The organism is Limnobacter sp. SAORIC-690 (assembly GCF_002954425.1).
In the GTDB taxonomy this organism is placed as follows: Bacteria; Pseudomonadota; Gammaproteobacteria; order Burkholderiales; family Burkholderiaceae_B; genus Limnobacter; species Limnobacter profundi.
The window spans coordinates 384225-409698 of record NZ_MQVZ01000001.1; the positions used below are offsets into that span (position 1 = coordinate 384225).

21 protein-coding genes, 1 other RNA gene and 1 pseudogene are annotated in these 25474 nt (G+C 52.8%); 2 read left to right on the forward strand and 21 right to left on the reverse strand.

What is annotated here, in order from left to right; genetic code table 11:
- Positions 1-102: 102 nt before the first annotated feature.
- The 19 genes and pseudogenes from ftsZ to BSZ31_RS01840 form a co-directional block, all read right to left on the reverse strand.
- Positions 103-1272 carry a cell division protein FtsZ gene (ftsZ, locus tag BSZ31_RS01750; RefSeq protein ID WP_008250414.1) on the reverse strand — a complete coding sequence of 390 codons (1170 nt, stop codon included), beginning with the start codon at positions 1270-1272 and terminating at the stop codon, positions 103-105.
- Between the two features lie 64 nt (positions 1273-1336).
- Entirely contained in the window at positions 1337-2569 is a 1233-nt protein-coding gene (ftsA, locus tag BSZ31_RS01755) for a cell division protein FtsA (protein ID WP_105029701.1), read from the reverse strand.
- A gap of 25 nt (positions 2570-2594) precedes the next feature.
- Positions 2595-3374, reverse strand: coding sequence for a cell division protein FtsQ/DivIB (locus BSZ31_RS01760; RefSeq protein ID WP_105027277.1), 780 nt, complete (start codon positions 3372-3374; stop codon positions 2595-2597).
- Complete coding sequence (locus BSZ31_RS01765) at positions 3375-4346, reverse strand: D-alanine--D-alanine ligase (protein WP_105027278.1); 972 nt, start codon at positions 4344-4346, stop codon at positions 3375-3377.
- Complete coding sequence (gene murC / locus BSZ31_RS01770) at positions 4343-5743, reverse strand: UDP-N-acetylmuramate--L-alanine ligase (RefSeq protein ID WP_105027279.1); 1401 nt, start codon at positions 5741-5743, stop codon at positions 4343-4345. Before murC ends, BSZ31_RS01765 begins: the two co-directional genes overlap by 4 nt.
- Positions 5740-6813: an undecaprenyldiphospho-muramoylpentapeptide beta-N-acetylglucosaminyltransferase gene (gene murG / locus BSZ31_RS01775; protein ID WP_105027280.1), complete on the reverse strand. Its 1074-nt coding sequence runs from the start codon at positions 6811-6813 to the stop codon at positions 5740-5742. Before murG ends, murC begins: the two co-directional genes overlap by 4 nt.
- Complete coding sequence (gene ftsW, locus BSZ31_RS01780) at positions 6810-8069, reverse strand: putative lipid II flippase FtsW (RefSeq protein WP_105027281.1); 1260 nt, start codon at positions 8067-8069, stop codon at positions 6810-6812. Before ftsW ends, murG begins: the two co-directional genes overlap by 4 nt.
- Entirely contained in the window at positions 8063-9538 is a 1476-nt protein-coding gene (murD, locus tag BSZ31_RS01785; protein WP_105027282.1) for a UDP-N-acetylmuramoyl-L-alanine--D-glutamate ligase, read from the reverse strand. The genes ftsW and murD overlap by 7 nt, the downstream gene beginning before the upstream one ends.
- A 27-nt stretch (positions 9539-9565) precedes the next feature.
- Complete coding sequence (gene mraY, locus BSZ31_RS01790; protein ID WP_008250398.1) at positions 9566-10720, reverse strand: phospho-N-acetylmuramoyl-pentapeptide-transferase; 1155 nt, start codon at positions 10718-10720, stop codon at positions 9566-9568.
- Positions 10710-12104: a UDP-N-acetylmuramoyl-tripeptide--D-alanyl-D-alanine ligase gene (gene murF / locus BSZ31_RS01795; protein WP_105027283.1), complete on the reverse strand. Its 1395-nt coding sequence runs from the start codon at positions 12102-12104 to the stop codon at positions 10710-10712. Before murF ends, mraY begins: the two co-directional genes overlap by 11 nt.
- Positions 12097-13593 (reverse strand): UDP-N-acetylmuramoyl-L-alanyl-D-glutamate--2,6-diaminopimelate ligase, encoded by a 1497-nt coding sequence (locus BSZ31_RS01800; protein WP_105027284.1) that lies wholly within the window; start codon positions 13591-13593, stop codon positions 12097-12099. The genes murF and BSZ31_RS01800 overlap by 8 nt, the downstream gene beginning before the upstream one ends.
- Positions 13590-15308 (reverse strand): penicillin-binding protein 2, encoded by a 1719-nt coding sequence (locus BSZ31_RS01805; protein ID WP_240605750.1) that lies wholly within the window; start codon positions 15306-15308, stop codon positions 13590-13592. Before BSZ31_RS01805 ends, BSZ31_RS01800 begins: the two co-directional genes overlap by 4 nt.
- A 34-nt stretch (positions 15309-15342) precedes the next feature.
- Positions 15343-15624, reverse strand: coding sequence for a cell division protein FtsL (ftsL, locus tag BSZ31_RS01810; RefSeq protein ID WP_105027286.1), 282 nt, complete (start codon positions 15622-15624; stop codon positions 15343-15345).
- Entirely contained in the window at positions 15612-16583 is a 972-nt protein-coding gene (rsmH, locus tag BSZ31_RS01815; protein ID WP_105027287.1) for a 16S rRNA (cytosine(1402)-N(4))-methyltransferase RsmH, read from the reverse strand. Before rsmH ends, ftsL begins: the two co-directional genes overlap by 13 nt.
- 2 nt (positions 16584-16585) lie before the next feature.
- Complete coding sequence (gene mraZ / locus BSZ31_RS01820; protein ID WP_105027288.1) at positions 16586-17014, reverse strand: division/cell wall cluster transcriptional repressor MraZ; 429 nt, start codon at positions 17012-17014, stop codon at positions 16586-16588.
- A 229-nt stretch (positions 17015-17243) separates the two neighbouring features.
- An RNA gene (gene rnpB / locus BSZ31_RS01825) (RNase P RNA component class A) lies at positions 17244-17647 on the reverse strand.
- An 83-nt stretch (positions 17648-17730) separates the two neighbouring features.
- Positions 17731-18474, reverse strand: a pseudogene (locus tag BSZ31_RS17720) (DUF3025 domain-containing protein); the annotation flags it as partial.
- Positions 18475-18477: 3 nt separating this feature from the next.
- Positions 18478-19599 (reverse strand): dihydroorotase, encoded by a 1122-nt coding sequence (gene pyrC, locus BSZ31_RS01835; protein WP_105027289.1) that lies wholly within the window; start codon positions 19597-19599, stop codon positions 18478-18480.
- A gap of 61 nt (positions 19600-19660) precedes the next feature.
- The gene (locus tag BSZ31_RS01840) at positions 19661-21007 is read right to left on the reverse strand and encodes a glycerate kinase (RefSeq protein WP_105027290.1); all 1347 of its coding nucleotides are present in this window, start codon (positions 21005-21007) and stop codon (positions 19661-19663) included.
- Between the two features lie 52 nt (positions 21008-21059).
- Here BSZ31_RS01840 and BSZ31_RS01845 point away from each other — a divergent pair, with 52 nt between their 5' ends.
- On the forward strand, positions 21060-21863 hold the full coding sequence (locus BSZ31_RS01845) for a class II glutamine amidotransferase (protein WP_105027291.1): 804 nt from the start codon (positions 21060-21062) through the stop codon (positions 21861-21863).
- Here the strand turns inward: BSZ31_RS01845 and BSZ31_RS01850 are convergent.
- Positions 21858-22949 (reverse strand): aminopeptidase, encoded by a 1092-nt coding sequence (locus tag BSZ31_RS01850; RefSeq protein WP_105027292.1) that lies wholly within the window; start codon positions 22947-22949, stop codon positions 21858-21860. The two genes, BSZ31_RS01845 and BSZ31_RS01850, sit on opposite strands and share 6 nt — an antisense overlap.
- A 105-nt stretch (positions 22950-23054) precedes the next feature.
- On the opposite strand from BSZ31_RS01850, the gene BSZ31_RS01855 reads away from it, so the two are divergent.
- The gene (locus BSZ31_RS01855) at positions 23055-24236 is read left to right on the forward strand and encodes a M20 aminoacylase family protein (protein ID WP_105029702.1); all 1182 of its coding nucleotides are present in this window, start codon (positions 23055-23057) and stop codon (positions 24234-24236) included.
- 1 nt (position 24237) lies between these two features.
- Here the strand turns inward: BSZ31_RS01855 and BSZ31_RS01860 are convergent, their stop codons facing one another.
- Entirely contained in the window at positions 24238-25269 is a 1032-nt protein-coding gene (locus tag BSZ31_RS01860) for a transglutaminase domain-containing protein (RefSeq protein WP_206018524.1), read from the reverse strand.
- Between the last annotated feature and the right edge of the window lie 205 nt (positions 25270-25474).

A 25474-nucleotide genomic window follows, 5' to 3' on the forward strand; every position in this document is an offset into this window, starting at 1 on the left:
CTGCAAACTTCACCCCCGAACTACCAAGGGCAATGATAGGACACTCACTTTTCGAAAATGTTCTCGAAAAGCAGATCGCTTGTGTTGACTAACTCACTACCTTCAGTCTGCCTGACGACGCAAAAATGCGGGAATGTCAAACCGGTCCATACCACTGTCCTGCAAGGCCTGTACCCGTGAAGCGGCGTTGTCGCGTGGGTTGCGGAATACGGCCGGAATGGCGTAATCCGTTTCACCTTGCTGACCACTTACCGCATCAAACGTACCGGTGCGGGCCATGGGTTGGTACTGTTCAGCCTGTACCAAAGTGGGCTTGGCGGCTTTGCGGCCCAAACCCGTCGCAACCACAGTCACGCGCAAATCGTCGCCCATTGTTTCATCGTAGGCAGTACCGAAAATCACGGTTGCATCTTCAGCCGCATAAGCGCGGATGATATTCATCACTTCCTTGGTTTCTTTCAGCTTCAGGCTCTTGCTTGAAGTGATGTTCACCAACACACCACGGGCACCCGACAAATCCACACCTTCCAGCAATGGAGAAGCGATGGCCTGCTCAGCGGCTTCACGCGCACGGTCTGGGCCATTGGCCGTTGCAGTACCCATCATGGCTTTGCCCACTTCAGACATGATTGTTTTCACATCTTCGAAGTCGACGTTCACATTGCCTTCTACATTGATGATTTCTGCAATGCCTGCACATGCGTTGTGCAACACGTCGTCAGCTGCAATGAAGCAGTCTTCCTGAGTTGCATCGTCGCCCACCACTTCCAGCAGTTTCTCGTTCAACACGATGATCAGTGAATTCACTTTGCTGGACAATTTCTCCAGGCCTTCTTCCGCGGCCTTGCAACGTTTGGTGCCTTCAAATTCAAAAGGCTTGGTTACAACAGCCACGGTCAAAATTCCCAGTTCTTGGGCAACTTCAGCCACCACTGGCGCAGCGCCTGTACCTGTACCACCGCCCATACCTGCGGTAATGAATACCATGTGCGCACCACGCAAGGCATCGCGAATGCGGTCACGGTCTTCTTCTGCCGCCTGGCGACCGGCCTCGGGTTTTGCGCCTGCACCCAAACCAGTTTTACCCAATTGAATAAGCACGTTTGCTTTGGTTTTTGCCAGCGCCTGTGCATCGGTGTTGGCGCAAATGAATTCGACGTTTTGAACGCCTTGCGCAATCATGTGGGCCACCGCGTTACCGCCTGCGCCGCCCACACCCACAACTTTAATGACAGTCCCTTGGGTTTCTGTCTCGAGAATTTCAAATGACATGGTGTTTGCCTCCTATCTAGCAAAAATTAACATCGCCGAAAAAACTAATTAAAAAAAACCACAATTAAAAATTACCCAAAAACCACTCTTTCATTTTCTGTACGGTTTGCTTCAAGCCGCCACCTTGTGAAGCCACGCGGCGGCCACGCAAATGTTGGGCCCGTGCTTCGTGTAGCAAACCCATGGCTGTTGCAAAACGCGGGGTGCGAACCATATCAGCCAAGCCACCCGCGTAATCGGGCACACCGATGCGCACAGGTTTCATGAAAATATCTTCACCCAGTTCTGCAATACCAGGCATCAAGCTGGTGCCACCCGTTAACACAACACCTGAGGACAACAATTCTTCGTAACCCGATTCGCGCAAAACCTGTTGCACCATCAAGAACAACTCTTCAAGACGCGGTTCGATGACAGCGGCCAAGGCTTGTTTGGACAAAGTTCTCGGGTCGCGCTCGCCAATGCCAGGCACATCGATTTTTGCGTGTGGATCGGCCAGTACTTGTTTGGCCACACCGTGGCGAATCTTGATTTCTTCCGCATCGGGCGTTGGTGTGCGCAAGGCCATCGCAATGTCGTTGGTGATTTGATCGCCAGCAATTGGAATGACCGCAGTGTGGCGAATTGCGCCGCCAGTAAACACGGCAATGTCAGTGGTACCACCGCCAATGTCGATCAGCACCACACCCAATTCTTTTTCATCTTCAGTCAATACAGCCATGCTGGAAGCCAGGGGTTGAAGCATCAGGTCCTGCACTTCAAGCCCGCAACGGCGTACACACTTCACAATGTTTTGTGCTGCTGAAACAGCCCCTGTCACGATGTGTACGCGCGTTTCCAAACGCACACCGCTCATACCCAGTGGCTCACGCACATCTTCCTGACCATCCACGATAAATTCTTGCGGCAACACATGCAGAATTTGCTGGTCGGTTGGAATGTTCACCGCCTTGGCGGTTTCAATCACACGGGCCACATCGGCCTGTGTCACTTCACGCTCTTTAATGGCGACCATACCCGAGGAGTTGAAGCTGCGAATGTGACTGCCGGCAATGCCGGTGAGTACAGTTTTAATTTTGCAGTCCGCCATTAACTCCGCCTCTTCCAAGGCCTGCTGAATGGAATGCACTGTGGCTTCAATATTGACCACCACCCCTTTTTTCAACCCCCGCGATTCGTGTTGCGCCACGCCTATGACTTCGAAGCGGCCGTCAGGCAGCAACTCCGCAACCATGGCCACAACTTTCGCAGTGCCAATGTCCAGCCCAACTATCAAATCTTTCGGCTCTTTGTTCATGGTGCCCAGTTTCAATTTTTCATATTCAATTCAATTTCACGCTTGAAGCCCCAGCAGGCTTTGACGCCGCCAAACGCTCGCCCTTTACTGCAACACCCCGTGGATAGCGCAGATCAATTCTCTCTACTGCTGCCATCACCTGGCTTGTAATTTTTGGATAAACCGCCAGCAGTCGATCCATTTTCTGTTCTATGCTGAAATTCTCTTGTGTGCGGCCCAGTTCAATCGTGATGCCAGTGTCTGTTTCAATCGACCAGGCATACCGATCTGACAACTCCACGCGCGAGGGCCACATGCCCAGCGTTTTCAGTTTTTCAATACTTGACACATACATTTTGGAAACAAGCAGCTCGCTGCCTGCTGGCCCATTCAACACGGCCAACTGCTGGTCTTCTGCCACCTCGGCCAAGTTGGCAGAGAACACTTCGCCATACGTGTTGACCAATCGTGTTTCTCCCCACAGCGCCAAGGGTGTGTGCCCCTGAATCTGGATGCGCAAGCCACTGGGCCAGGTTCGCTGCACAACAGCCTTGCGCACCCAGGGTTGGGCTTCCACCTGCTCCCGTACTTTCTGCAAATTGGCCGAGAAAAAAGTACCCTCAATTTTTGGCAACACATTGGCTTTGAAACCAATCAAATTCACACGCTCTACATCGCCCACCAATTCCACGCGCTTCAGTTCAAACACCGGGCGCTGAATCAACCACTGAATACACGCATAGCCCAGCAGCACCATGGCCAGCGCTGTAAACAGCCCTGCAATAATGCTCATGAGTTTGTCGTCGTTCCAGATGGCTCCCAACATTTAGCGCGCGCCCCCCACGTTCAAACCAGATGCTTTCAGCCGCGCACTGGCGGCAATCTGCATCACCAAGTCGTCGTACTCCACGCCACTGGCTCGTGCGCTCATGGGCACCAGCGAATGGTCGGTCATGCCTGGCGAGGTATTCATTTCCAGCAACCAGGGTTTGCCACTTTCATCAACCAACACATCGGCACGCCCCCAGCCTGCACAACCCAACACCTGGTAGGCTTTCACGCAAAGCGCCTGCACTTCCGCTTCAAAATCGACGCTCAGACCGCTCGGGCAGAAGTACTTGGTTTCATTGCCGATGTATTTGTTGTGATAGTCGTAGTTGCCATCCGGGGCCTGAATGCGAATCACGGGCAGCGCATGCGCTCCTGCGCCTTCACCCATCACGGGCACAGTCAACTCTTGCCCGCTGACAAACTTCTCTGCCAGTACATTCGGGTCGTACTTGTATGCAAGCTCAAAAGCGGCTTGCAGTTGATCTGCTGTTTTTACTTTGGTCAAGCCGAGCGTTGAACCTTCCTGGGCGGGTTTTACGATCAGGGGCAGGCCCAAGCGTTGCACCACTTCATTCACATTGAAACCAGGCTCAAGACGAACGTAATCGGGCGTGGCCAGGCCTTGACTGATCCACGCAGCTTTGGTCAGAATTTTGTCCATGGCCAGGGCCGAGGCAGTCACACCGCTGCCGGTGTAGGGAATATTTAGCCACTCCAGCACACCTTGAATCGTGCCGTCTTCGCCAAAGCGGCCATGCAGGGAAATAACAGCGCGGTCGAAACCGCCTTGGGCCAATTCAACCATGCTGCGTTCGGCGGGATCAAATCCATGCGCATCCACGCCGTTGCGCTGCAAGGCGGCCAGCACCATGCTGCCTGATTTCAACGACACTTCCCGTTCAGCAGAACGACCGCCGAACAGCACCACCACTTTGCCCAGGCCTTTTGCGTCAATCCGTGTGCTCATGGCTTGCCTCCCATGGCACTGGCGACCAGGCGACCAGGCAATGCGCCAATTGAACCTGCACCCATGGTGATAACCAAATCGCCGTCACGCGCTATATTCAAAATCGTACTTTCCATCTCATTCATGTCTTCTACAAATACAGGTTCTGTGCGCCCGGCCACACGCACAGCGCGGGCCAGTGAGCGACCGTCTGCCGCAACAATTGGTGCTTCACCAGCGGCATACACTTCTGACAAAATCACCAGGTCTGGTGTGCCCAAGACCTTGACGAAGTCTTCAAAACAGTCGCGGGTGCGCGTGTAACGGTGGGGCTGAAAGGCAAGTACCAAGCGCTTGTCCGGGTAGGCACCCCGCGCGGCCGCGAGTGTAGCAGCCATTTCAACAGGGTGATGTCCATAATCATCGACCACCAGAAAGTGCCCTCCCTCTTTGGCGGCCACTTCGCCGTAATGCTGGAAGCGACGACCAACACCATTGAATTTTTCAAGGGCGGTAACAATCGCTTCATCGGACACACCAATTTCCGTGGCCACGGCAATTGCTGCAAGTGAGTTGCATACGTTGTGGTCGCCAGGCAAGTTCAAGGTAATGTCCAGCGGTGCCTCGTCTTCACGCAACACCGTGAACTTCATTTGCCCTTGGCAAGCCTGAACATTCACTGCGCGAATTTGTGCCTGTTCCGACAAACCGTAAGTCACGATCGTCTTGGACACAAACGGCATGATCTCGCGCACACAAGGATCATCGACGCACACCGCAGCCACACCATAGAAAGGCAGGCGCTGTGTGAACTCCACAAAAGCTTGCTTCAAACGTGCAAAGTCATGCCCGTAGGTTTCCATGTGGTCGGCGTCAATATTGGTGATCACTGCAATGACCGGCATCAGGTTCAAAAACGATGCATCTGATTCATCAGCCTCAACCACCATAAATTCACCAGTGCCCAGCTTGGCGTTTGCACCCGCTGAATTCAAACGTCCGCCAATTACGAAAGTGGGGTCGAGTTTGCCTTCAGCCAGAATGCTGGCCACCAAACTGGTAGTCGTGGTTTTGCCGTGCGTGCCAGCCACAGCAATGCCCTGCTTCAAACGCATCAATTCGGCCAGCATGACAGCGCGTGGCACCACAGGCACCCGTGCTGCGCGCGCTGCCAACACTTCAGGGTTGCTGCCGCCAACAGCAGTGGATGTAACCACTGCATCTGCACCCGCAATGTTTGACCGTTCGTGACCTGTAAACACGGTGGCACCCAATTTGGCCAGTCGCTGAGTCACGGCAGAATCAGACAAGTCGGAACCGCTCACCTTGTAACCAAGGTTAATCAATACTTCGGCGATTCCGCTCATGCCAGAACCACCAATCCCTACAAAGTGCACATGTTTGACTTTGTGTTTCATACCTTCGCAACCTGTTCAATGTAGTTCGCCACTTCCTGAGTGGCTTGTGGTTTGGCCAAGGCCCTCGCCCGCTCTGCTTGTTCAAGGCATGTTTCCCGGCTGATTTGTTGCAACCAGTTCGCCAGCCATGTGGCGTCCAATTCGTGTTGCTGACGCAGCCAGGCCGCATTCTCTTTCACGAGAAAACCTGCGTTGTGGGTTTGATGGTCGTCAACAGCATGTGGAAAAGGCACAAACAACGCTGCAACACCAATGGCGGCGACTTCTGCAACAGTCATTGCCCCAGCCCTGCAAATCACCAAATCGGCCGCAGCCATGGCACCTGCGACATCATCAATAAATGCCAGCTGCTGGGCGCTTACGCCAGCCTTCTCATAGTTGTCGCGCAAGGCGGGCAAATTTTTCTCTCCCGCTTGGTGCACCACCTCAGGCCTGCAATCTGTGGGCAAGTTGGCCAAGGCTTTGGGTACCACCTCATTCAAGGCTTGTGCACCCAAACTTCCACCCAACACCAATAATTTCAACGGACCACTGCGGCCAAGAAAACGCGCGCGGGGCTCTGGCTGGCTGTAAATCATTTCACGCACGGGGTTGCCCACCCAATTGGAATTGGGCAGGGCATACGGAAAAGCAACCAGGTTGCGATCTGCCAATTTAGCCAACACCTTGTTGGTCAAGCCTGCAACCGAGTTTTGCTCATGCACCACCAAAGGAATATTCAGCAAGCTGGCCATCATGCCCAGCGGGAATGCCACATACCCGCCCATGCCCAACACTACCGCGGGCTTGGTGCGGCGAAGAATTTGAACTGACGTCCAGAATGCACGCAACAATTTCAAGGGCATGAAGACCTGCTGCACAATGCCCTTACCGCGAAAGCCTGAGAACACCAAGGTATTCATTTCAACGCCATGTGCCGGCACCAATCGGCCTTCCATGGCCTGTGGGTTACCCGCCCATTGAACCTGCCAACCACGGGCTTTCAATTCAGAGGCAACACTCAATCCCGGGAAAATATGACCGCCGGTACCACCTGCAACAATCAATGCCAATCGCTGTGCTTTGCTCATGCCGCACCTCCCCGCATCATGGTTCGGTTCTCATGATCAATGCGTAGCACCAGTGCCAAAGCCGCACAGGTCACGAGTATTGCGGAGCCGCCATAACTCATCAAAGGCAAGGTCAAACCCTTGGTGGGCAGAACACCCAAATTCACGCCCATGTTGATAAAGCACTGAACTGCAATCCAGATGCCTACGCCCTTGGCCACCAAACCGGAGAATGTTCGCTCCAGCGCGATGGCCTGGGCACCCACGGCAAAGCATCGTTTGACGATGTAGAGGAACAGCAAAATGACAACCGTCACACCCACAAAACCAAGCTCTTCTCCAATGACCGCGAGCAGAAAGTCGGTGTGGGCCTCGGGCAGGTAATGCAATTTTTCAACACTGCCACCCAAACCTACGCCCAATACTTCACCTCGCCCAAAAGCGATCAAGGAATGTGACAACTGATAGGCCTTGTTCAAAGCGTTGTCGCCTTCCCATGGATCGAGGTAAGCCAACAAGCGGGCACGGCGGTAATCACTGAAGGCGATCAACAAGGCAAATGCCGCACTTAGAGCGAACAACACACCAAAGAAAACCCGTGCATTGATGCCACCCAAAAACAGGATTCCGAACACCACCGTGACAATCACGATGAATGCCCCCATGTCAGGCTCCAGCAAAAGCAGCATGCCCACCAGGAACATGGCCATGAACATGGGAAACAATACCTTCCCAAAACGCTGCATATAGGCTTGCTTGCGCACGGTGTAATCGGCTGCATAAATGATCGCGCAGACCTTCATCAATTCAGATGGCTGAATATTCAACACATACAGAGAGAGCCAGCGACGAGCACCATTCACCTCTTTGCCAATTCCGGGAATCAGCACCAAGACCAACAACGCGATACAACACAAAAATACCAAAGGCGCCAGCTCTTGCCAGGTTTTCATTGGAATCTGGAAAACACAAAATGCAGCTACAAATGCAACTGCAATCGATACGGCGTGCCGAACCAAAAAGTGGGTGGTCTGATAGTTGGCGTACTTGTTGGAATCAGGCAAAGCCACTGTGGCCGAATACACCATGACAAGCCCGAGAAACAGCAACGCCAGTACGGCCCAAATCAGGCCCTGATCAATCGCTTGAGAAGATACGGCAGACCCGCGATTGACACGATACATGGAGGATGACAAACCGCCACCTGCCGCAGTAGCGGGAATCAGGCTTTTGAACTGCATGCTGTTTTGATCTTTCCTGGCCCACTTGCCTAGCATGGCTGCCCCCTGTCCGCTGCGATGGCTCGAACGGCATCCACAAACACCTCTGCACGGTGTACGTAATTCTTGAACATATCCAGACTTGCACACGCAGGGCTTAGCAAAACACAATCACCCTCTCGGGCTTTGCTCGCAGCCATCTGGACAGCCAGTTCCAAGGTAGCGGCTTTTTCACAAGGAATCTGCGTGCTTGCGAGAGCGCTCATGATGTTGTCAGCGTCTTTGCCAATCAAAATCACATGTTTGCAATAACTTGATACGGGCTGTACCAGTGGCGCGAAGTCCTGTCCTTTGCCATCCCCACCAGCAATCAATACGGTCGGCTTGGCCAAACCGTTCAATGCCGCCACAGTGGCTCCAACATTGGTGCCCTTGCTGTCATCGAAATAATCGACACCATCTATTTGCACAACATGTTGTACCCGGTGAGGCTCACCTTGGTAGCTGCGCAAACCATGCAACAACTTGGCCATTGGCATACCCAGACCTTGGCACAAGGCCAAGGCAGCCAACGCATTGCTTGCATTGTGCAAGCCCACCACTTGCAGAGCCTCGGTCGGCATCAACAGCTTTTGGCTGGGCTCTGATTCCTCCTGCTTTTTGCGGCGAGCGGATGTCTGCACCTCTTGGTCTCCAACCAATTGCGCCAGCCACAACATGCCGCCTTCACGAATCAGGCCAAAATCATTGATATCAACAGGTGCACTCGTACCAAAAGTAATGGGCTGTGCCCCGGTCGGTAAATTGACATTGGCTACCAATGAATCATCCCGATTCAGGACGCATACGCCATTCTCCGAAAAGATTCGGAATTTGTCTTCGGCGTACTCCTGCATGTCAGGATGCCAGTCCAGATGATCTTGAGTAATGTTGAGTACGGTCGATGCATCGAACTTCAAACGCTTGGTCCAATGCAACTGGAAACTTGACAGTTCAAGTACCCACACTTCGGGCAAGTCATCTGCTTCCAATTGTTCACGCAAAGCGTCCAGAGCAGCCGGACTGATATTGCCCGCAGCAAGTGCCTTTTTTCCAGCGAACTGAGCGAGGCATTCCACCATTCGAGTTGTGGTGGTTTTCCCGTTGGTTCCGGTAATACCTACCACTTGCGGTTTGTAGTTTCTACTTTGCTGCAAAGCCTGGAGTGCATCGGCAAACAGGTCAAGTTCAGAATCAACGGAAGTGGAATGTTCCGCAGCGTGTGCAAGCACCGCGACCATCAGAGGATGAGAGGGTGGCAACCCGGGTGATACCACCACACGATTGAAGTCCCAATTCAGATCGCCTACCGAATTGAACACGCGCACGTCGGGCTGAATGGATTGCAACTCCTGCAATCCTGGAGGCGTTTCGCGCGTGTCAATAACAGTCAACCGGGCGCCTTGCGCAAGCACCCAGCGCGCGCAAGCCAAGCCAGACTCGCCGAGTCCGACTTGCAAAACCGATTGATCAAGAAGCAAATTCATTCGTTTCAACTCAATTTGAAAGTCATTTCAACGCAACTTCAGCGTAGACAAACCAATCAACACCAGAATCATGGTGATGATCCAGAACCGAACCACTACCTGGGTTTCTTTCCAGCCACTTAACTCATAGTGATGGTGTAGCGGCGCCATTCGGAAAACCCGTTTCCCACCGCTGTACTTGAAATAGAGCACTTGAATCATGACCGAGAGGGTCTCCGCCACAAACACACCGCCCATGATGAACAGCACCACCTCCTGGCGAACAATCACTGCAACCGTGCCCAGCGCACCACCCAAAGCGAGTGCACCCACATCACCCATGAACACCTGTGCCGGGTAAGCGTTGAACCACAGGAAAGCCAAGCCAGCACCAGCGATGGCTGCAAGGAAAACAGCCAGCTCACCTGCGCCCGGAATGTATGGCAGCAGCAAATATTTCGAGTACACCGCATTGCCGGCTACGTAGGCAAAAATCGCCAAGGCGGACGCCACCATCACTGTGGGCATAATCGCCAAGCCATCCAGGCCATCGGTCAAGTTCACCGCATTACTGGTACCCACGATCACAAAGTAAGTCAGAGCGATAAAACCCCAAACACCCAAGGGGTAGCTGATCGACTTGAAAAAGGGCACGATCAAATCGGCATTGTTGGGTAGGTGCATTGAAAAACCGCTTTCAACCCAGGCCACAAAAATATCCAGAACTTCCTGCCCGCTTTGCGCAGAGACAGCAAAAGCCAGATAGAACGCACAAATCAACCCCACCACGCTTTGCCAAAAATACTTCCATTTCGCCGGCAAACCCTTGGGGTTGCGATACACCACTTTGCGGTAATCATCGACCCAGCCGATCCAGCCAAAACCGAAGGTGACGAGCATCACCACCCACACAAAACGATTGGAGAGATCGGCCCACAGCAAGGTGGAAATGCCAATACCAATCAAGACCAGCGCACCACCCATGGTGGGTGTACCAGCTTTGGCCAGGTGAGTTTGAGGACCATCATCGCGGACGGACTGGCCAATTTTGTATTGGGTCAATTTGCGAATTACCATCGGCCCCGCCACCAGCCCGACCAGCAGTGCCGTGGCACATGCCAACACGGCACGCAAAGTCAAATAATTAAAAACACCAAAAGCGCGAATGTCTTGCGCAAGCCATTGGGTAAGCTCAAGAAGCATGGTTAGCCTCCCCTGAATGATGTTGAACCAGCGCTTGCACAACTCGCTCCATTTTCATAAAACGGGAGCCCTTGACCAGCACAGACCATCGGCCTTGCTTCGTAGTATTCATGGTGTTTTCTATTAAGGTTTCTATGTTTTTGAAATGTATTGCACCCTCGCCGAAGGCCAATACGGTGTGCGTGGTCGCGTCGCCAAGGGCATACAGGTGTTTGACGCCGACCTGTTTTGCATAGCAACCGACTTCAGCATGGTATTCATCTGACTGATTGCCCACCTCACCCATATCGCCCAGTACCAGCAAAGTACTGCCTGCCTGCTGACCAAGCACTTTGCTTGCAGCATTCACAGAATCAGGGTTTGCGTTATAGCTGTCATTGATCAACAACATCAGTGGCGTGTTCAAGGCAATTTGCAGGCGTCCACTCACTGGTTGAAATGCATTCAAACCTTTTTGAATTGCTTCATGCGTACAACCCGCTGCATGGGCCGCACCTGCCGCTCCAGCTGCGTTGGCGTAGTTGTGTTCACCAATAAAATTCGGGTGCAATTCAATGTGCTTACCCAGAGCGCTTAGCATCACAGTGGATTGTTCAGAATCACGCCGTGCTGGCAAAATATCGAAATCCGCACCGCATCCAAAACGCAAGGTGCTTTTGCCGGTTGACAGCGCTTGCCAACAAGCATCGAACTCTTCACTCACCGGAAATACCGCACAACCATTGCGCGGCAAATGAGTGAATGCACTGCCGTTTTCTTTGGCGACAGCCAACACGGTTTTCATGAACTCCTGGTGCTCTCGCTGTGCATTGGTCAGTAGCACAACATCAGGTTTTACCAACCCGGCGAGGTAATCAATCTCCCCGGGGTGATTCATGCCCATCTCAATCACGGCCATCTGGTGCTGAGGTCGCAGTTTCAACAATGTTTGTGGCACGCCGATGTCGTTGTTCAGGTTACCCGCAGTCACCAGCACTTGATCGTTGCCACATTGCGCCTTGCAGATGCTGCCCAACATTTCTTTGCTGGTTGTTTTGCCATTGCTGCCCACTACAGCCAACACCTTCAAATCAAACTGTTGCCGCCAGGCACTGGCCAAGGCACCCAAGGCAAGACGAGTGTCATTCACCACAAACTGGGCAATCGGCAAATCGAGTGCGCGACTAGTCACCAAAGCAGCAGCACCCGACTGCATCACCTGCTCTGCAAAATCATGGGCATCAAATCGTTCACCAATCAAACACACGAACAGATCACCCTTTTCAACCAAACGACTGTCTGTTTGAATCAGGCGCACAGCACCTGGCACCTCTGGCGCATCCTGTTTCAGCTGCTTACTCAAAGCAGTCGCAACGTGTTCAAAGGCCCAGTTCAACTCAAGCATGCGCACCTCGCTTGCCCAGCGCGCTCATCGCGCACTGCACATCTGAATGCGCAATTACTTGTGCACCAATCGTTTGAGTACTTTCGTGCCCCTTGCCAGCCAATAACACGACATCTTTGGCGCTCGCTTTGGCAACGGCAAATTCAATGGCCCGCACGCGATCAACCTCGACATGAAGTTTGTCCTGCCGGGCCTTGTCGATTCCATCCACTATCTCTTGCAGAATGTTTTCTGGTTTTTCACTGCGTGGGTTGTCTGAGGTAACCACCACGAAATCGGCTTTGTCAGCTGCCGCAGCTCCCATCAAAGGGCGTTTGCTGCGATCCCGATCGCCACCACAACCAAACACCACCCACAGCTTGCCTTGGCGTTTGTTGGCAAATGGCCGAAGCGCCAGTAGTGTTTTTTCCAGTGCATCTGGGGTGTGCGCGTAATCAACAACCACCGCCGGTTCGCCTTCAATGTGCTGCATGCGTCCAGGTGCTGGAGTAACCCCTGCCAAAGCGCTCTTCACCTGGCTTGCGTCGTACCCAAGTCTTATCAAAGTCGCAAACACCAATGCCATATTGTCAGCATTGAATTCGCCAATGATGGACGTGTCGATCTGGGTGCTTGCACCGTTGATTTTCAATTCAATGCGTTGGCCGTTTTCTTGATGGGCAACACTCAGAATTTGGCACTCAGCACTGTCAGCGCGTCCTACAGCGGAGCAATCAATATTTCTGCGCTGCACATTGGCCAAAAACTCCATGCCGAAAGAATCATCCGCATTGACCACCGCCAACCGCAAAGTCGGCCAGCTGGCCAGAATCATTTTGGAACGGCCATACGCGGCCATGTCCCCGTGATAGTCCAGGTGATCCTGAGATAGATTGGTAAAGAGCGCGACATCGATGCTGACACAGGCCAGCCGACGCTGCTCAAGCCCGATCGACGAAGCTTCAATGCAAACCGTGTCGAACTGGTGTTGACGCAATTCATGCAGCAGGTGATGAACACCCACCACATCTGGAGTGGTCAAACCGGTGTGAGCCTTCAATTGATCCGGCTCGCCATAACCCAAAGTGCCGATCACAGCGGCTTTCTTGCCAAGATGATTGAGTGCCTGCGCCAACCAGCGGGTGACAGTGGTTTTCCCATTGGTGCCCGTCACCGCAATAATGGTCATCGCATCGCTGGGGGTTTCGTAATAACCAAAAGCCAGGTCGGCTAACATGGTTTTCAAATGCAGTACGGGCAACACACTGGCGCTTTGGTAGGCGCGCTGGTCGTCGTAATCGACCAGTACTAGACCACACCGCTGCTCGATCAACAGATCATCGGCCAAATTTCGCGGATCAAACTTTTCACCAGGCACGGCAAGAAACACATCCCGAGGACCTGTCAAGCGACGGTGATCTGTCACCAAGCCCGAGCAATCGGCGTAGAAGCCGCGCTCATGAAGCTCAGCCAACACCTCGGACACAGAATGTAAGTAAGCGCTGATCATAGGCGACTCCCTGCTGCGCTCGGTGCGGCAACAAACTTGCGCAACTGCTCTGTGGACTCGATTGCATCAGGCTGCACATTCAAACGAGTCAACACGCTTTTGGTAATGGTCGAGAACACTGGCGCAGCAACCAAACCACCGTAGTACACCCCCCCCTTGGGCTCATCCACCATAATGGCGACGATGACACGAGGATCAGAAACAGGTGCCAGGCCAACATAAGAGGAAACGTACTTGTTCACGTAACGTCCACCTTCCTGCTTGTGTGCTGTACCGGTTTTGCCAGCAACCCGGTAGCCCTGCACCTGCGCCTTGATCGCTGTACCTTCCGGCCCGGAGGCCAGCTCAAGCATGTGCAACATGCTATCTGCAACCTTCTCGCCAATCACCCGGTGGGACACAACAGGGTCCTGCGGCCCACGCTTGATCAAGGAGGCCGGAACGAAGTGTCCCTTGTTTGCAAAGATGGTATACGACTGCGCCAACTGAATCAGGGACACAGAAATACCATGCCCATACGACATGGTCGCTTGTTCAATCGGACGCCATTTATTCCAGGGGCGCACACGACCAGCCACTGAGCCGGGGAATGCAATCGAGGGAGTTTGTCCAAAACCCAGCAAATTGAAAAAATCCCACAAATCCTTTCGCTCAAGCTCCAGCACAATTTTTGAGGTACCGACGTTGCTGGACTTCTGAATGATTTCCTCAACAGTCATGACACCATGCGGCTTTGTGTCACTGATGGTGGCCGGCCCGATCGACATACGCCCATTGCCAGTGTCAATTTTTGTACTGGCTTTTACCTTGCCTTGATCCATCGCCAAGGCCACACCAAATGGCTTCAAAGTTGAACCGGGCTCGAACATGTCAGTGAACACTCGGTTGCGTAACTTTTCGCCATGCAACTGCCCCCTGTTGTTGGGGTCGTAGGTGGGAATATTGGCCATCGCCAGCAGTTCACCGGTTTTTGCATCCAGCACCACAGCAGCGGCAGCCTTGGCCTTGTGCTGCTCAACCGCTTTTTTCAGCTCCGACAAAACGATGTACTGCACATCTGCATCCACGGACAACACCAAATCCTGTCCATTCACGGGCGGGCGCAGCTCCCGAATGTCTTCAATCACATTGCCCAGGCGATCGCGCAATACATTTCGTTCGCCATCTTCACCTGTAAGCCGGTCATTGAAAGCAAGCTCGACGCCTTCCTGGCCTTTGTCTTCAATGCTGGTAAAACCCACCAAATGCGCCATGGTCTCGCCTTGGGGGTAATAGCGCTTGCTCTCGGTCACAAACCCCAAGCCAGGAATTTTCAAGGCCTTGGCTTTTGCTGCAACATCGGAATCGACCTGACGGTCCAGATAAACAAATGCGCGCTTGGAATCTTTACGCATCTGGGCAATCATTCGGTCGGGCTTCAAACCAAGTACGGCCGCAAGCTTGCGTAGATCTTCATCCTTGGCATCTACAATTCGACGGCCGTCATACCACACAGCCTGGGCCGGAACACTTTGCGCCAACACCACCATGTTGCGATCCAGCAAACTGCCTCGACTCGCCTGCAGTGGAAGCGTACGCTCCAGGCGTTTGGCGCCCTGTTCCTGCAAGAAGTCATTGGAAATAACCTGCAAGTAGGCAGCGCGCGCGATCAAGCCACCAAATGCCAGAAAGATGCACACCAAAACAAAACGCGATCGCCAGGCTGGCAATCGCATTTCCAACAATTCTGATCCGCCGAAACGAACAGCTTTACTCACGTTGAAAGCCCCCCTCCAGCTGCATGAAAACCACCGAGCCCGGGGCCGGAGGATTCATATCCAGTCGGGTGCGCGCAACTTCATCTACACGCTCACCTTTGGCCAAGGCCACTTGCTGCAATTGCAAACGGGTAAACGCCACTTCAATCTGGTGCTCAGCCTGTTGCTCCTGGCCCAATGCAACAAACAAGGTTCTCGCAGCGTGTTGCTGCTCAACCACCAACATGGCGCAAAAAATCACCAAAGCAAGCAACAGAATATTCAAGCGCCCCATGCGTTCCCCCCTACCGAAGGACCAGCCGGCCACTCGGCCAGCTTCTCAGCCACGCGCAACACGGATGAACGTGAACGGGGGTTCAACTCACACTCTTCTTTGCTCGGCTTGATGCGATCCAGCTTTCTCATCAACGGCGTGGGCTCGGGCAGCGGTAGTTTGCGCAAACGGGCATCCTGTTGCGATTTTGGATTCGCCAGCTTCTCAATAAATTGCTTGGTAATTCGATCTTCAAGTGAATGAAAGCTGATCACCGCCAGCCTTCCACCCACCTTCAATCTTTTGAAGGCCGCAGTTAAACCTTGTTCGAGCTGCGCAAGCTCCTGGTTGACGTGAATCCGTAAAGCCTGAAAGGTGCGCGTTGCAGGGTCCTGGCCCGGCTCCCGCGTGCGAACTGCCCCTGCCACGATCTGGGCAAGGTCGAGTGTTGTAGTGATCGGCCGCTCCGCGCGGCGAGCAACAATCGCTGTTGCAATCTGAACAGCAAACCGTTCTTCCCCATAATTCTTTATCACCTCTTTGATTTCCCGGGCCTCTGCCCGAGCAAGAAAATCGGCCGCTGACTCTCCAGCCTGCGGATCCATGCGCATGTCCAGTGGACCATCCCGGCGGAAACTGAATCCCCGCTCAGCCTGATCGATTTGGGGTGAAGAGACGCCGATATCCATCAACACGCCATCCACTTGATCGATACCCAGCAAATCAAGCGCCGACTCAAGATCGGCGAACGCACTGCGAACACCCCGAAAACGGGAGTCTTTGATTTCACCCATGGCCTGAACTGCTTGAGGGTCACGATCAAGGGCCACGAGCTGCCCCTTTGCCGAAAGCTTTTCGAGCAAAGCGCGGCTGTGTCCGCCCCTGCCAAAGGTGCAGTCCAGATAAAGTCCGTCGGGCGTGTGCAACAGGGCGTCAACCGTGGGTTGAAGAAGCACGGGGATGTGTTCATCGGCACTCACCTTCAGAAACTGAATTCGTTCAGTGATTCAGGCATGCCCGCAGCAATTGCCTTTTCCTCTTCCACCTTCAACAGCGTGGAATCCCAGATCTCAAAATGACTACCCATGCCCAACAACATCACTTCCTTGCTCAACGAAGCTGCTTCCCGCAATTCTGGGGACACCAGAATACGACCTGCGGAATCGATTTCAACATCTGTTGCAAAGCCAAGGAAAATACGCTGCCAAGGGCGGGCAGACATGGGCCAAGCGGCAATTTTTTCTCGATGCTGCTCCCAAACAGGGCGCGGAAACATCAACAAACAGCCGTTGGGGTGTTTTGTAAGCGTCAAGGCTCCCTCGCACTGCATTTGCAGCGCGTCACGATGCTTCTGTGGCACATTCATGCGCCCTTTTGCATCCATTGATAAGGAAGAACTGCCTTGATACACGCGAATTAAATTCCCACAAAATCACACAAATCCCCACGAATCACCACTTTACGCATTATGAAATGGGTGGTCAAGCAGTTCTCTCGAGAAAACGCTTTACAACCAAGGACTTAGAAGTACTTTGAAGAAATTAATCAAGAAAAAATGACTGAAAAAATAAGGGCATAAAGACAACACTGAAAGTAATGTCTTAAGAAATAGCTGGGGAATTAAAACCTGATGAGGGGAAGTAGAAAGCGCGCCTGTAAGCCGGATTCTGTTCAATGGCCTTGCAGCCAAAGTGACAATCATTCCTCTAGGCTGAAAATTACTCTTCAGCTCAAGCCACCTACCCGCGCGCTCGGGGAGCGCCGTTGGCGCTTAAAGCGCCTGCGCGCCTATTTGGTGTTGCTCCAAGTGGGGTTTACCTAGCCAGCCTTGTTGCCAAGCCTGCGGGGGTCTCTTACACCTCCGGTTCGCCCTTGCCTGTGAAAGTTGCCTTTCCATCGGCGGTGTGTTTTCTGTTGCACTTTCCGTCGCCTTGGGTTTTGTTGCCAAAACCGTATAGCGCCTGGTCGTTAACCAGCACCGTGCTCACTGGAGTCCGGACTTTCCTCCCCCTGAAAATCAGGCAGCGATTGTCCGACGCACTTTCCGAAAGCAAGTGTAGACCCATCCCAAACAAAAGCCAATCTTTCATCAGATGAAGAAACCCGACGTGTTGGCTTCGCGCGATAAACAGCAGAGTCTTCATAAAAGCCGGGGGTCTCGGAATCGCGAAACCAGCCGGGAACCCCCATCACCGGCAGGGGGCTTAAGTTACCGGGGGCGCGAAGTTGTTCAACCACCAACAACATCAATCGCTGCAACTCAGGCAATTCCATGTCAAGCGAAGGTACCTGTACGGGCACCACCTTTGCACACAAACCTTTGTGAGCTTTGCTCATGCTATCGAGCAAACCGTGCCCCAACAATAAAACCCTGGCACGGGTACTCCAGCTTTCTCGCTGATCAAGCAGCAAGGTTTTCCAGTCGTGCTGTAACAAGGCCGTGCAGAGCGACCACTCCGTGGTCAAAAGAAGCGCGCCGCTTTCATCGAACAAAGTCAAGGCATCGCGCAAGCGACTTCGACCATTGCCAGACAAACTTCCACTTTGGTCCGCAGAGCAACAGGCGTCCTGTACATGAAGTGCATTGATCAGCTGCTTTACTTTGGGAAAGGCCAACCAAACTTGGCCATTGTACCAATCGTGAGAAAGATCTCGAGTCGGGATCTGGCCAGTTTGCACAAGGCGCTCATATTCGAGCGCCCCCAAATTTTCGGTTGAATGCAAAAAAACGGGGGTGGCCTCAACCAGCTCACCACGCAGATCATTCAACCGACGGGAAACAGCGCCCTCATGATCAAATCGAGAATCAAAACGGGCACGGTTTTCACCATAGGGCCATAGCCAGGGGCTACCTGCTGAGTCTGCCACCACCGCTCACCGAAGACGGGTAACAGTCCAATCCAGCACCTCTCCTGCCCTCAAAGGCACAATCCCACTTTCTGTAACAAAGGGCAGCCGTTGCGGTACTTCAAAAGACTTGCGCTGTAGCTCAAACACACCTTCGTTTACAGGCACACCATAAAATGCAGGGCCATTCAAACTACAAAACTTTTCAAACAGCTCAACGCTTTCCAATGCCCCCATCTGCTCAAAAGCTTCAGCGTACATGGCCATGGCGTAGGGTGCAGAATAACAACCGGCACAACCACATGACATTTCTTTCAAATGCCTGGCGTGCGGAGCACTGTCTGTACCCAGGAAAAACTGCGGTAAACCACTGGTTGCCGCTTTCAACAGTGCCTTGCGATGCACCTCGCGCTTCAACACTGGCAGGCAATACCAATGTGGCTGTAAACCACCCTTGAACAAAGCGTTGCGGTTATAAAGCAAATGCTGAGGTGTAATGGTTGCAGCCAGCAGCAACCTGCCCTGCGCGTCACGCCCCGAATTCTCCGTGACAAACGTGGCCGCTTGCTCAGTGGTGATGTGTTCAAAAACTACCCGCAAATTCGGAAACTGCCGACGCAAAGGCTTCATCACCGTCTCTACAAATGCGGCTTCGCGATCAAACACATCCACATCCGCATCCGTCACTTCACCATGTACCAGCAAAGGCAAACCATGAAGCTCCATGGCCTGCAACACGGCGCCGCATTGGCCCAGCAAATCGGAAACACCAGCTTCAGAATTTGTGGTCGCGCCAGCTGGGTACAACTTCACTGCTCGCACTACACCACTGTTGGCCGCTTTCTCAATTTCCTGCGGGCTGGTCGCACCGGTCAGGTACAGCACCATCAAGGGCTCAAACAAACGCATTACGGCCTGTTCCTCCGCGGAATAATCGCCCGTGCGACAAGCTTTCTCTACGGCATCCAGAATACGCTGACGATAAACCACGGCTTGATCCACCGTGGTCACAGGCGGCTTCAAATTGGGCATCACAATCGCACGCCGGAAATTCAACGCCGTGGCCGCAACTACATGCTCCAGGGCCTCGCCGTCGCGAAGGTGCAAATGCCAATCATCGGGCGGAGCAATTTGAATGGTCTGAATCATGAGGGCCAGATAAAGTTTGGAACGATCTGTATTTTACCTCACGCAGATTGCCCGAACTTTCTCAGGGCTTGCCGATCAGAATAATCCTCAGGTCATTCACATTGGTCATCGTGGGCCCCGTCATCAACAATCGATCCAGGCGTTTAAAGTAGTCGTAACTGGTGTGTTGATCCAAGTGCAACTGAGGCGCAAGCTTGGCAGCCTTGCAGCGCTGCCTGTCGCCGGGCAACATCAACGCACCGGCATGCCCGCCAATACCGTCAATCCCGTCCGTGTCTGCCGCAATAGCTGCAACCTCAACAGGTGCGCTCATATCCCGAAGGTAAAAAGCCAAAGCCAACAAAAACTCGGAATTGCGCCCACCCCGCGCTTGCCTCAACTGCGTGTCATTCAGGGTTACAGTACATTCGCCGCCACTGATAATCGCCAGCGGAGCAACAGGCCAGCCCCCTTGTCCCATGGCTGCTTGCCTGGCAATAGCTGCATGCACCTGCGCCACATCTCGCGCCTCACCCTCCAAAGTATCGCCAAGGTTCAAAACCTTGTATCCCTTGACCTCAAGATGCTGGGTTACAGCATTCAACGACTTCAAATTGCTGGCCAGCAAATGGGTTTTCACTTTGCGAAAAACCAGCGAACTTCGCTTGGGTGTATCAGGCACCGCACCCTTTATCCCTTTCTCGAGATACCTGGCAATTGAGTGTGGCACTTGCACCGCCCAACGCTTGATCACCTCCATGGCGTCGTGAAAAGTACTCTCATCCGGACTAAATGGGCCTGAAGCAATTGAGGAGGGATCATCGCCCGGCACATCCGATATCAACAACTGAAACACCGGGGCACGACAAACTTGCGCCAACTGCCCCCCCAACGTTTGCGTCACATGTTTGCGCACAATATTCATTTCGTCGATCGGCGCACCGCAGGCCAACAAGGCACGGTTCAACTGCTGCAAATCAACGAAGGGAATATCGCGCACAGGCACGCTGAGCAAACTTGAACCGCCACCCGACACCAGCGCGATTACAGCGTCATTGGAAGGCACTTCCGAAACGGCTTTGTGTAGTCTGCGCGCAGCACGCTGTCCGTCTTCATCCGGCACTGGGTGCGCAGCCTGAACCACCTCGATCGTAGAAGTCTTCACCTCATGTCCGCGCCGGGTTACAACAAACCCTTGCAGTTTTTCTGACGAACCGGCCACACCCTCCAGGGCTTTGGCCATGGATGCGGCCGCCTTGCCTGCGCCAAAAACCCACACGCGCTCGCGCTCTGGGGCCAACTGGCTCAACCAAGGCATGATTTGCTCATGCCAAGCCTCCTTCAAGGCTTGCTCGGGCTGGGCCGCCAAAACACCCACATCAAAAACCTCAGTTAAAAGGTCTTTGTAAAAATCATCCTTCTCAGACATGAAAAGTCTCTTAAAATAAAAATCAATTAATCAACAATTTACCAATTAAACCATGTGTCAATTGCTCGGCATGAACTGCAACACGCCAACCGACATTCAATTTTCATTTGAGGGCTTTGCCAAAAGAGGCGGCTTGACCGATGAACATGCAGACGGCTGGGGCATCGCATTTTTCGAAGGCTCCGCGGCAAGATGTTTTATCGATCACCGCCCCGCCGCTGATTCCCCAGTGGCAGAATTAATCCGGAATTACCCCATCCGCTCCTACAACGTGATATCCCATATCCGCAAAGCCACAGTTGGGCAGGTCAAACTTCAAAATTGCCATCCATTCATTCGAGAACTTTGGGGACAGGCTTGGGTGTTTGCGCACAACGGTGATTTAAAAGATTTCAACCCAAGTCTTCAAGGCGACTTTTTGCCCATTGGAGAAACTGACAGCGAACTCGCGTTCTGCCTATTGCTGCAAACCCTGAAAAACGAATTTGGTTACCGCACAGCCGGCAACCGCCCCAGTGTGGCCGAAGTCGATGAGGTGCTTCGCCCTGTGTGTTCGAAAATCGCTGAACACGGCACCTTCAACATGCTGCTCTCCAACGGGCAGGCGATGTACACGCATTGTTCTACCAAGCTCGAGTACATCGTTCGCGCTCATCCTTTCAAAGCCGCGCATCTGGTTGATTGCGACATTCAAGTCGACTTTGGTGCCGTAACCACACAGAACGATCGGGTTGCTGTCATTGCAACCTCGGCGCTCACGAACGACGAGGTATGGACCCCCTTCGAGCCGCAATCCTTTCTGGTGTTCGAAGACGGCCAGCCCGTTCTGAAGAACGGTCAGAGCCTGTTTTTATAAACATTTGAAGCCAAAAGACAAAGGCTCACCGCGCTGCAACTCGGCCAGCAGTATTTCACGCTCTTCTCGGGAGAATTCACCCAACATTTCGGTGGCTGCATAAAAACGTTGAAAGCTTTGATCACAGAGGTTGTGCAAAGCCTTGAAGGCAGGCACATATTGGGTGTACAAACCAGACACACCCAACTTCGCGTTGTTCAAATCTTCGGCCATAAACCGGTCATAACCAGCCCATCCGCCCCAAGACTCCTTTAATGCATCGTAATCATCCAGCAACTGCTTGAAACGCTGCTCTTTCAATCTCAACACCTGCGGCGTGTCCAGCCTATTGCTGTTCTCATAAATCTGTTCCAGATCATCGCGAGCACGCGCCAACATAAGCCTGAAGGCATTTCTGCGTGAATCGAATAGATCATACTGCGCCTTCAGCACCTCCCGCCCAGGTTGGGCAAGCCAGGCAATCACCCCCAATTCCTCAACCGCCGTCGCAAAGCTCTCGTTGAACATTGTGTCGTCGGCAATGTAAACCACCTGGTGCGCTAGCTCATGAAAAACCAGCCTGGCCAATTCACCTGCCGGATAATTCACAAAAGTATTCAAAACCGGGTCAGGCGTAAAACCCAAGGTTGAGTACGCAGGCACACCCAGCACCGCCACATCCAAGCCCTGTTTACGAAGGTCGTCCGCAAGGGCCGCTGCGCGAGACTCCGAATAAAAACCCTTGTAAGAAATACAACCTATTAAAGGGAAACACCAGGTTTCCAAAGTCAAACTGTCTGGCTGGGAAGCGACCACATTCCACACCGCATAGGCGCGATTCAAGTCAGCGTAAGTGCGGTAACTCCGATTGTCAGGAAGCCCCAGCTGCACCACAGAAAACTCCCGTATTTCCTGGACATATTGCAATTGTGTGCGCAACTTCCCCGAAAGATCGGGACGCAACAACACCTCATCAATGTTCTCTGCAGCCCCAAGAACACGCAGGTGACCCGTGGTGGCCTGCCAAAAATAAGAACCCGTGCTGCAAGCATTCAATAGAACAGCGCTCACCAACAACAAGCCTGACAACATACTGCGCCGAATCATTCCTGCCCTACCTTGGATGAAGAACTTTCATAGTAAAGCACGGCGATTGCCACAGTGAGCAAAACCTGCGATTCTTAATGCTTGTACCAACCAGCGAAGTTTGTTGTGAATCCGAGCAAAATTGAATCCTGGGTCAATACCCGTCGAGACATCCACGCCCACCCTGAATTGCGTTACGAAGAAAACCGTACCGCTGATATCGTCGCCAAGCGGCTTGCTGAACTTGGATACACAGTGGAAACCGGGATTGGACGTACTGGCGTGGTTGGCCTTATTCGCGGAACCCAAGGGCCAGGCAAAATGATCGGCCTGCGAGCCGACATGGACGCGCTCCCCATCCAGGAACGCAATCAATTTCCGCACGCCTCCCGCCACCCCGGGAAAATGCATGCCTGTGGTCACGATGGCCATGTGGCCATGCTGCTGGGAGCCGCGCAGGAAATCGCAGAAAACCGTAACTTCAAAGGCAGTGTTGCCCTTATTTTCCAGCCTGCAGAAGAAGGCGGAGCCGGTGCCCAACGCATGATTGACGACGGCCTGTTTCAGCGCTACCCAGTTGATGCGGTGTTTGCCATGCACAACTGGCCCGGCTTGCAGGAAGGCGAGTTTGCTGCACACACGGGTGCGGTCATGGCATCGAGCAATGAATTTTCAGTAAAAATTCAAGCCAAAGGCGCTCACGCTGCCATGCCAGACCTCGGCATTGATCCGGTGGTCATTGCTGCACAACTCATTCTCGCGTTTCAAACCATTGTCAGCAGAAACTGCAAACCTGTGGAACCTGCAGTATTGTCAGTTACCCAGATTCAGGCTGGCGAAGCAATCAATGTGATACCCGACCATGCGATATTGCAGGGTACTGTTCGTACCTTCAGCATTGAAACGCTGGACTTGATTGAACAGCACATGAGCAAGCTCAGCACCGAGCTTTGCGCGGCCTTTGGTGCAACTGCTGAAATGGAGTTTGAACGCAAGTACCCGCCCACCATCAATTCGGCGGAAATCGCCGAACTGGCAAAGAATGCCTTGAAGCGAGTGCCTGAAGTAACTGCAGTTCACACCAACCTTCCTCCGACCATGGGCGCGGAAGACTTTGCATTCATGCTTCAACACAAACCTGGGGCATATCTTTGGATAGGCAATGGCGATGGGGGCCATCGCACTCACGGACATGGCATTGGGCCCTGCACGCTGCACAACCCAAGCTATGACTTCAATGACAAAATACTTCCGCTTGGTGTTAAGGCATGGCTGGCAATAACGCACGCCTTTCTCGAGGGCACTTGAATCACTTGACTCGATAACCCAACAAAGCCTCAAACTCATGTTGTTTTGGACGTCGCCCCATGACCAGCAACTCTCCCTGACTCGGAACAAGAATCAGGGAATGAACCTTGCCACTTTTCTTCAGTGGTCTCCATGACTTTCCCTGAACAATCATCAATTCTTCAAAAACTGCAGACTCCAGAACAAAGCGGTGTTCCCTGCGTTCAAGCACACCACTTACGGGCGCCGACATCACTCGCAAAGCATCTGGAGGTAAATCAAAGGTCGACACCAGATTAAAACGGGGCTCCCTTCGCGCAGCATCGACTATTAATTTTGGATCCAGCCCCACCGCAGCTGCATACAAGGCATCGTCGGGCAATTTGGCAAACAACGACTGGTTAACAGCAAATGCCCGTTGATACCCCAATTCATCAGCGCCGTCATAATGACTTAACATCGCTTTTTCTGGCGGAAGAAGAAAAAACAGATCGCTGTGCAACGATTGAAACCCTTGTCGACCCACAAAACCAGCCCCCCAGGTGGAATCCACTACCTTCCAAACACCATCGACTTTGACTGCATTCCACACATGATTAACTGGCTTGCCATTGCGGTGCGATGTTGCAGGACCACCTTTCACCAAACCATAAATTGTCTTTACCTCAAGGCCTGCCATTTGCATCAAACGATGAGTCACATCGGCATAAACCGCACAACTACCGCCCGCAAGCCTGTGCAGTTTCTCAAGTGAATGTTGTGACGGATCTCCAATCCTTTTGGCCAAACCCGCGTCATGTTTGAAATGATAAGTGACCCACCGGTAGACCAACCAGGCCCTCTCTTCATCCGTTTCAGCAACCGAAAGTAAGGAATGAAATTTTGATTCTAGCCGTGTTTCATGCGTAGCCAGTGTTTGGTGAAAGTGGGTATTTAGTTGCTGGTATCGAGAAACGCCTTTATCAGCGCAAACGGCAAACGGGATAAGAAAAACCAATAGGCCAAAAATATACCGTGACCGATGATCAAGAAGATACTTCAACTTCAATTCCAAGATAAACAAACAGAAAGCAACGAAGATATAGGAATAAATGCAAAATCACATGAAACGAACACCAATTGGGACCAAGCAGCTTCGTTCTGAAAAAGCTTCGTTCTGAAAATTGTGCAGACGCCGTTAGACACGGTTGAATCGCAGTGGAGCACCGTATTGATCTGAAATAAAAAACCCCGCCTCAGGAATGAGAGCGGGGTTTTTT

What these genes read in the sequence shown, in the direction of transcription:
- BSZ31_RS01840 (WP_105027290.1), bottom strand. Translation starts at nt 21,007, where the DNA reads ATGTCTGAGAAGGATGATTTTTACAAAGACCTTTTAACTGAGGTTTTT.
- murD (WP_105027282.1), bottom strand. Translation starts at nt 9,538, where the DNA reads ATGAATTTGCTTCTTGATCAATCGGTTTTGCAAGTCGGACTCGGCGAG.
- ftsA (WP_105029701.1), bottom strand. Translation starts at nt 2,569, where the DNA reads ATGAACAAAGAGCCGAAAGATTTGATAGTTGGGCTGGACATTGGCACT.
- murF (WP_105027283.1), bottom strand. Translation starts at nt 12,104, where the DNA reads ATGCTTGAGTTGAACTGGGCCTTTGAACACGTTGCGACTGCTTTGAGT.
- murC (WP_105027279.1), bottom strand. Translation starts at nt 5,743, where the DNA reads ATGAAACACAAAGTCAAACATGTGCACTTTGTAGGGATTGGTGGTTCT.
- BSZ31_RS01850 (WP_105027292.1), bottom strand. Translation starts at nt 22,949, where the DNA reads ATGATTCGGCGCAGTATGTTGTCAGGCTTGTTGTTGGTGAGCGCTGTT.
- murG (WP_105027280.1), bottom strand. Translation starts at nt 6,813, where the DNA reads ATGAGCAAAGCACAGCGATTGGCATTGATTGTTGCAGGTGGTACCGGC.
- mraY (WP_008250398.1), bottom strand. Translation starts at nt 10,720, where the DNA reads ATGCTTCTTGAGCTTACCCAATGGCTTGCGCAAGACATTCGCGCTTTT.
- BSZ31_RS01760 (WP_105027277.1), bottom strand. Translation starts at nt 3,374, where the DNA reads ATGTTGGGAGCCATCTGGAACGACGACAAACTCATGAGCATTATTGCA.
- ftsZ (WP_008250414.1), bottom strand. Translation starts at nt 1,272, where the DNA reads ATGTCATTTGAAATTCTCGAGACAGAAACCCAAGGGACTGTCATTAAA.
- ftsL (WP_105027286.1), bottom strand. Translation starts at nt 15,624, where the DNA reads ATGGGGCGCTTGAATATTCTGTTGCTTGCTTTGGTGATTTTTTGCGCC.
- ftsW (WP_105027281.1), bottom strand. Translation starts at nt 8,069, where the DNA reads ATGCTAGGCAAGTGGGCCAGGAAAGATCAAAACAGCATGCAGTTCAAA.
- BSZ31_RS01805 (WP_240605750.1), bottom strand. Translation starts at nt 15,308, where the DNA reads ATGCGATTGCCAGCCTGGCGATCGCGTTTTGTTTTGGTGTGCATCTTT.
- pyrC (WP_105027289.1), bottom strand. Translation starts at nt 19,599, where the DNA reads ATGATTCAGACCATTCAAATTGCTCCGCCCGATGATTGGCATTTGCAC.
- BSZ31_RS01845 (WP_105027291.1), top strand. Translation starts at nt 21,060, where the DNA reads ATGTGTCAATTGCTCGGCATGAACTGCAACACGCCAACCGACATTCAA.
- BSZ31_RS01800 (WP_105027284.1), bottom strand. Translation starts at nt 13,593, where the DNA reads ATGATCAGCGCTTACTTACATTCTGTGTCCGAGGTGTTGGCTGAGCTT.
- BSZ31_RS01765 (WP_105027278.1), bottom strand. Translation starts at nt 4,346, where the DNA reads ATGAGCACACGGATTGACGCAAAAGGCCTGGGCAAAGTGGTGGTGCTG.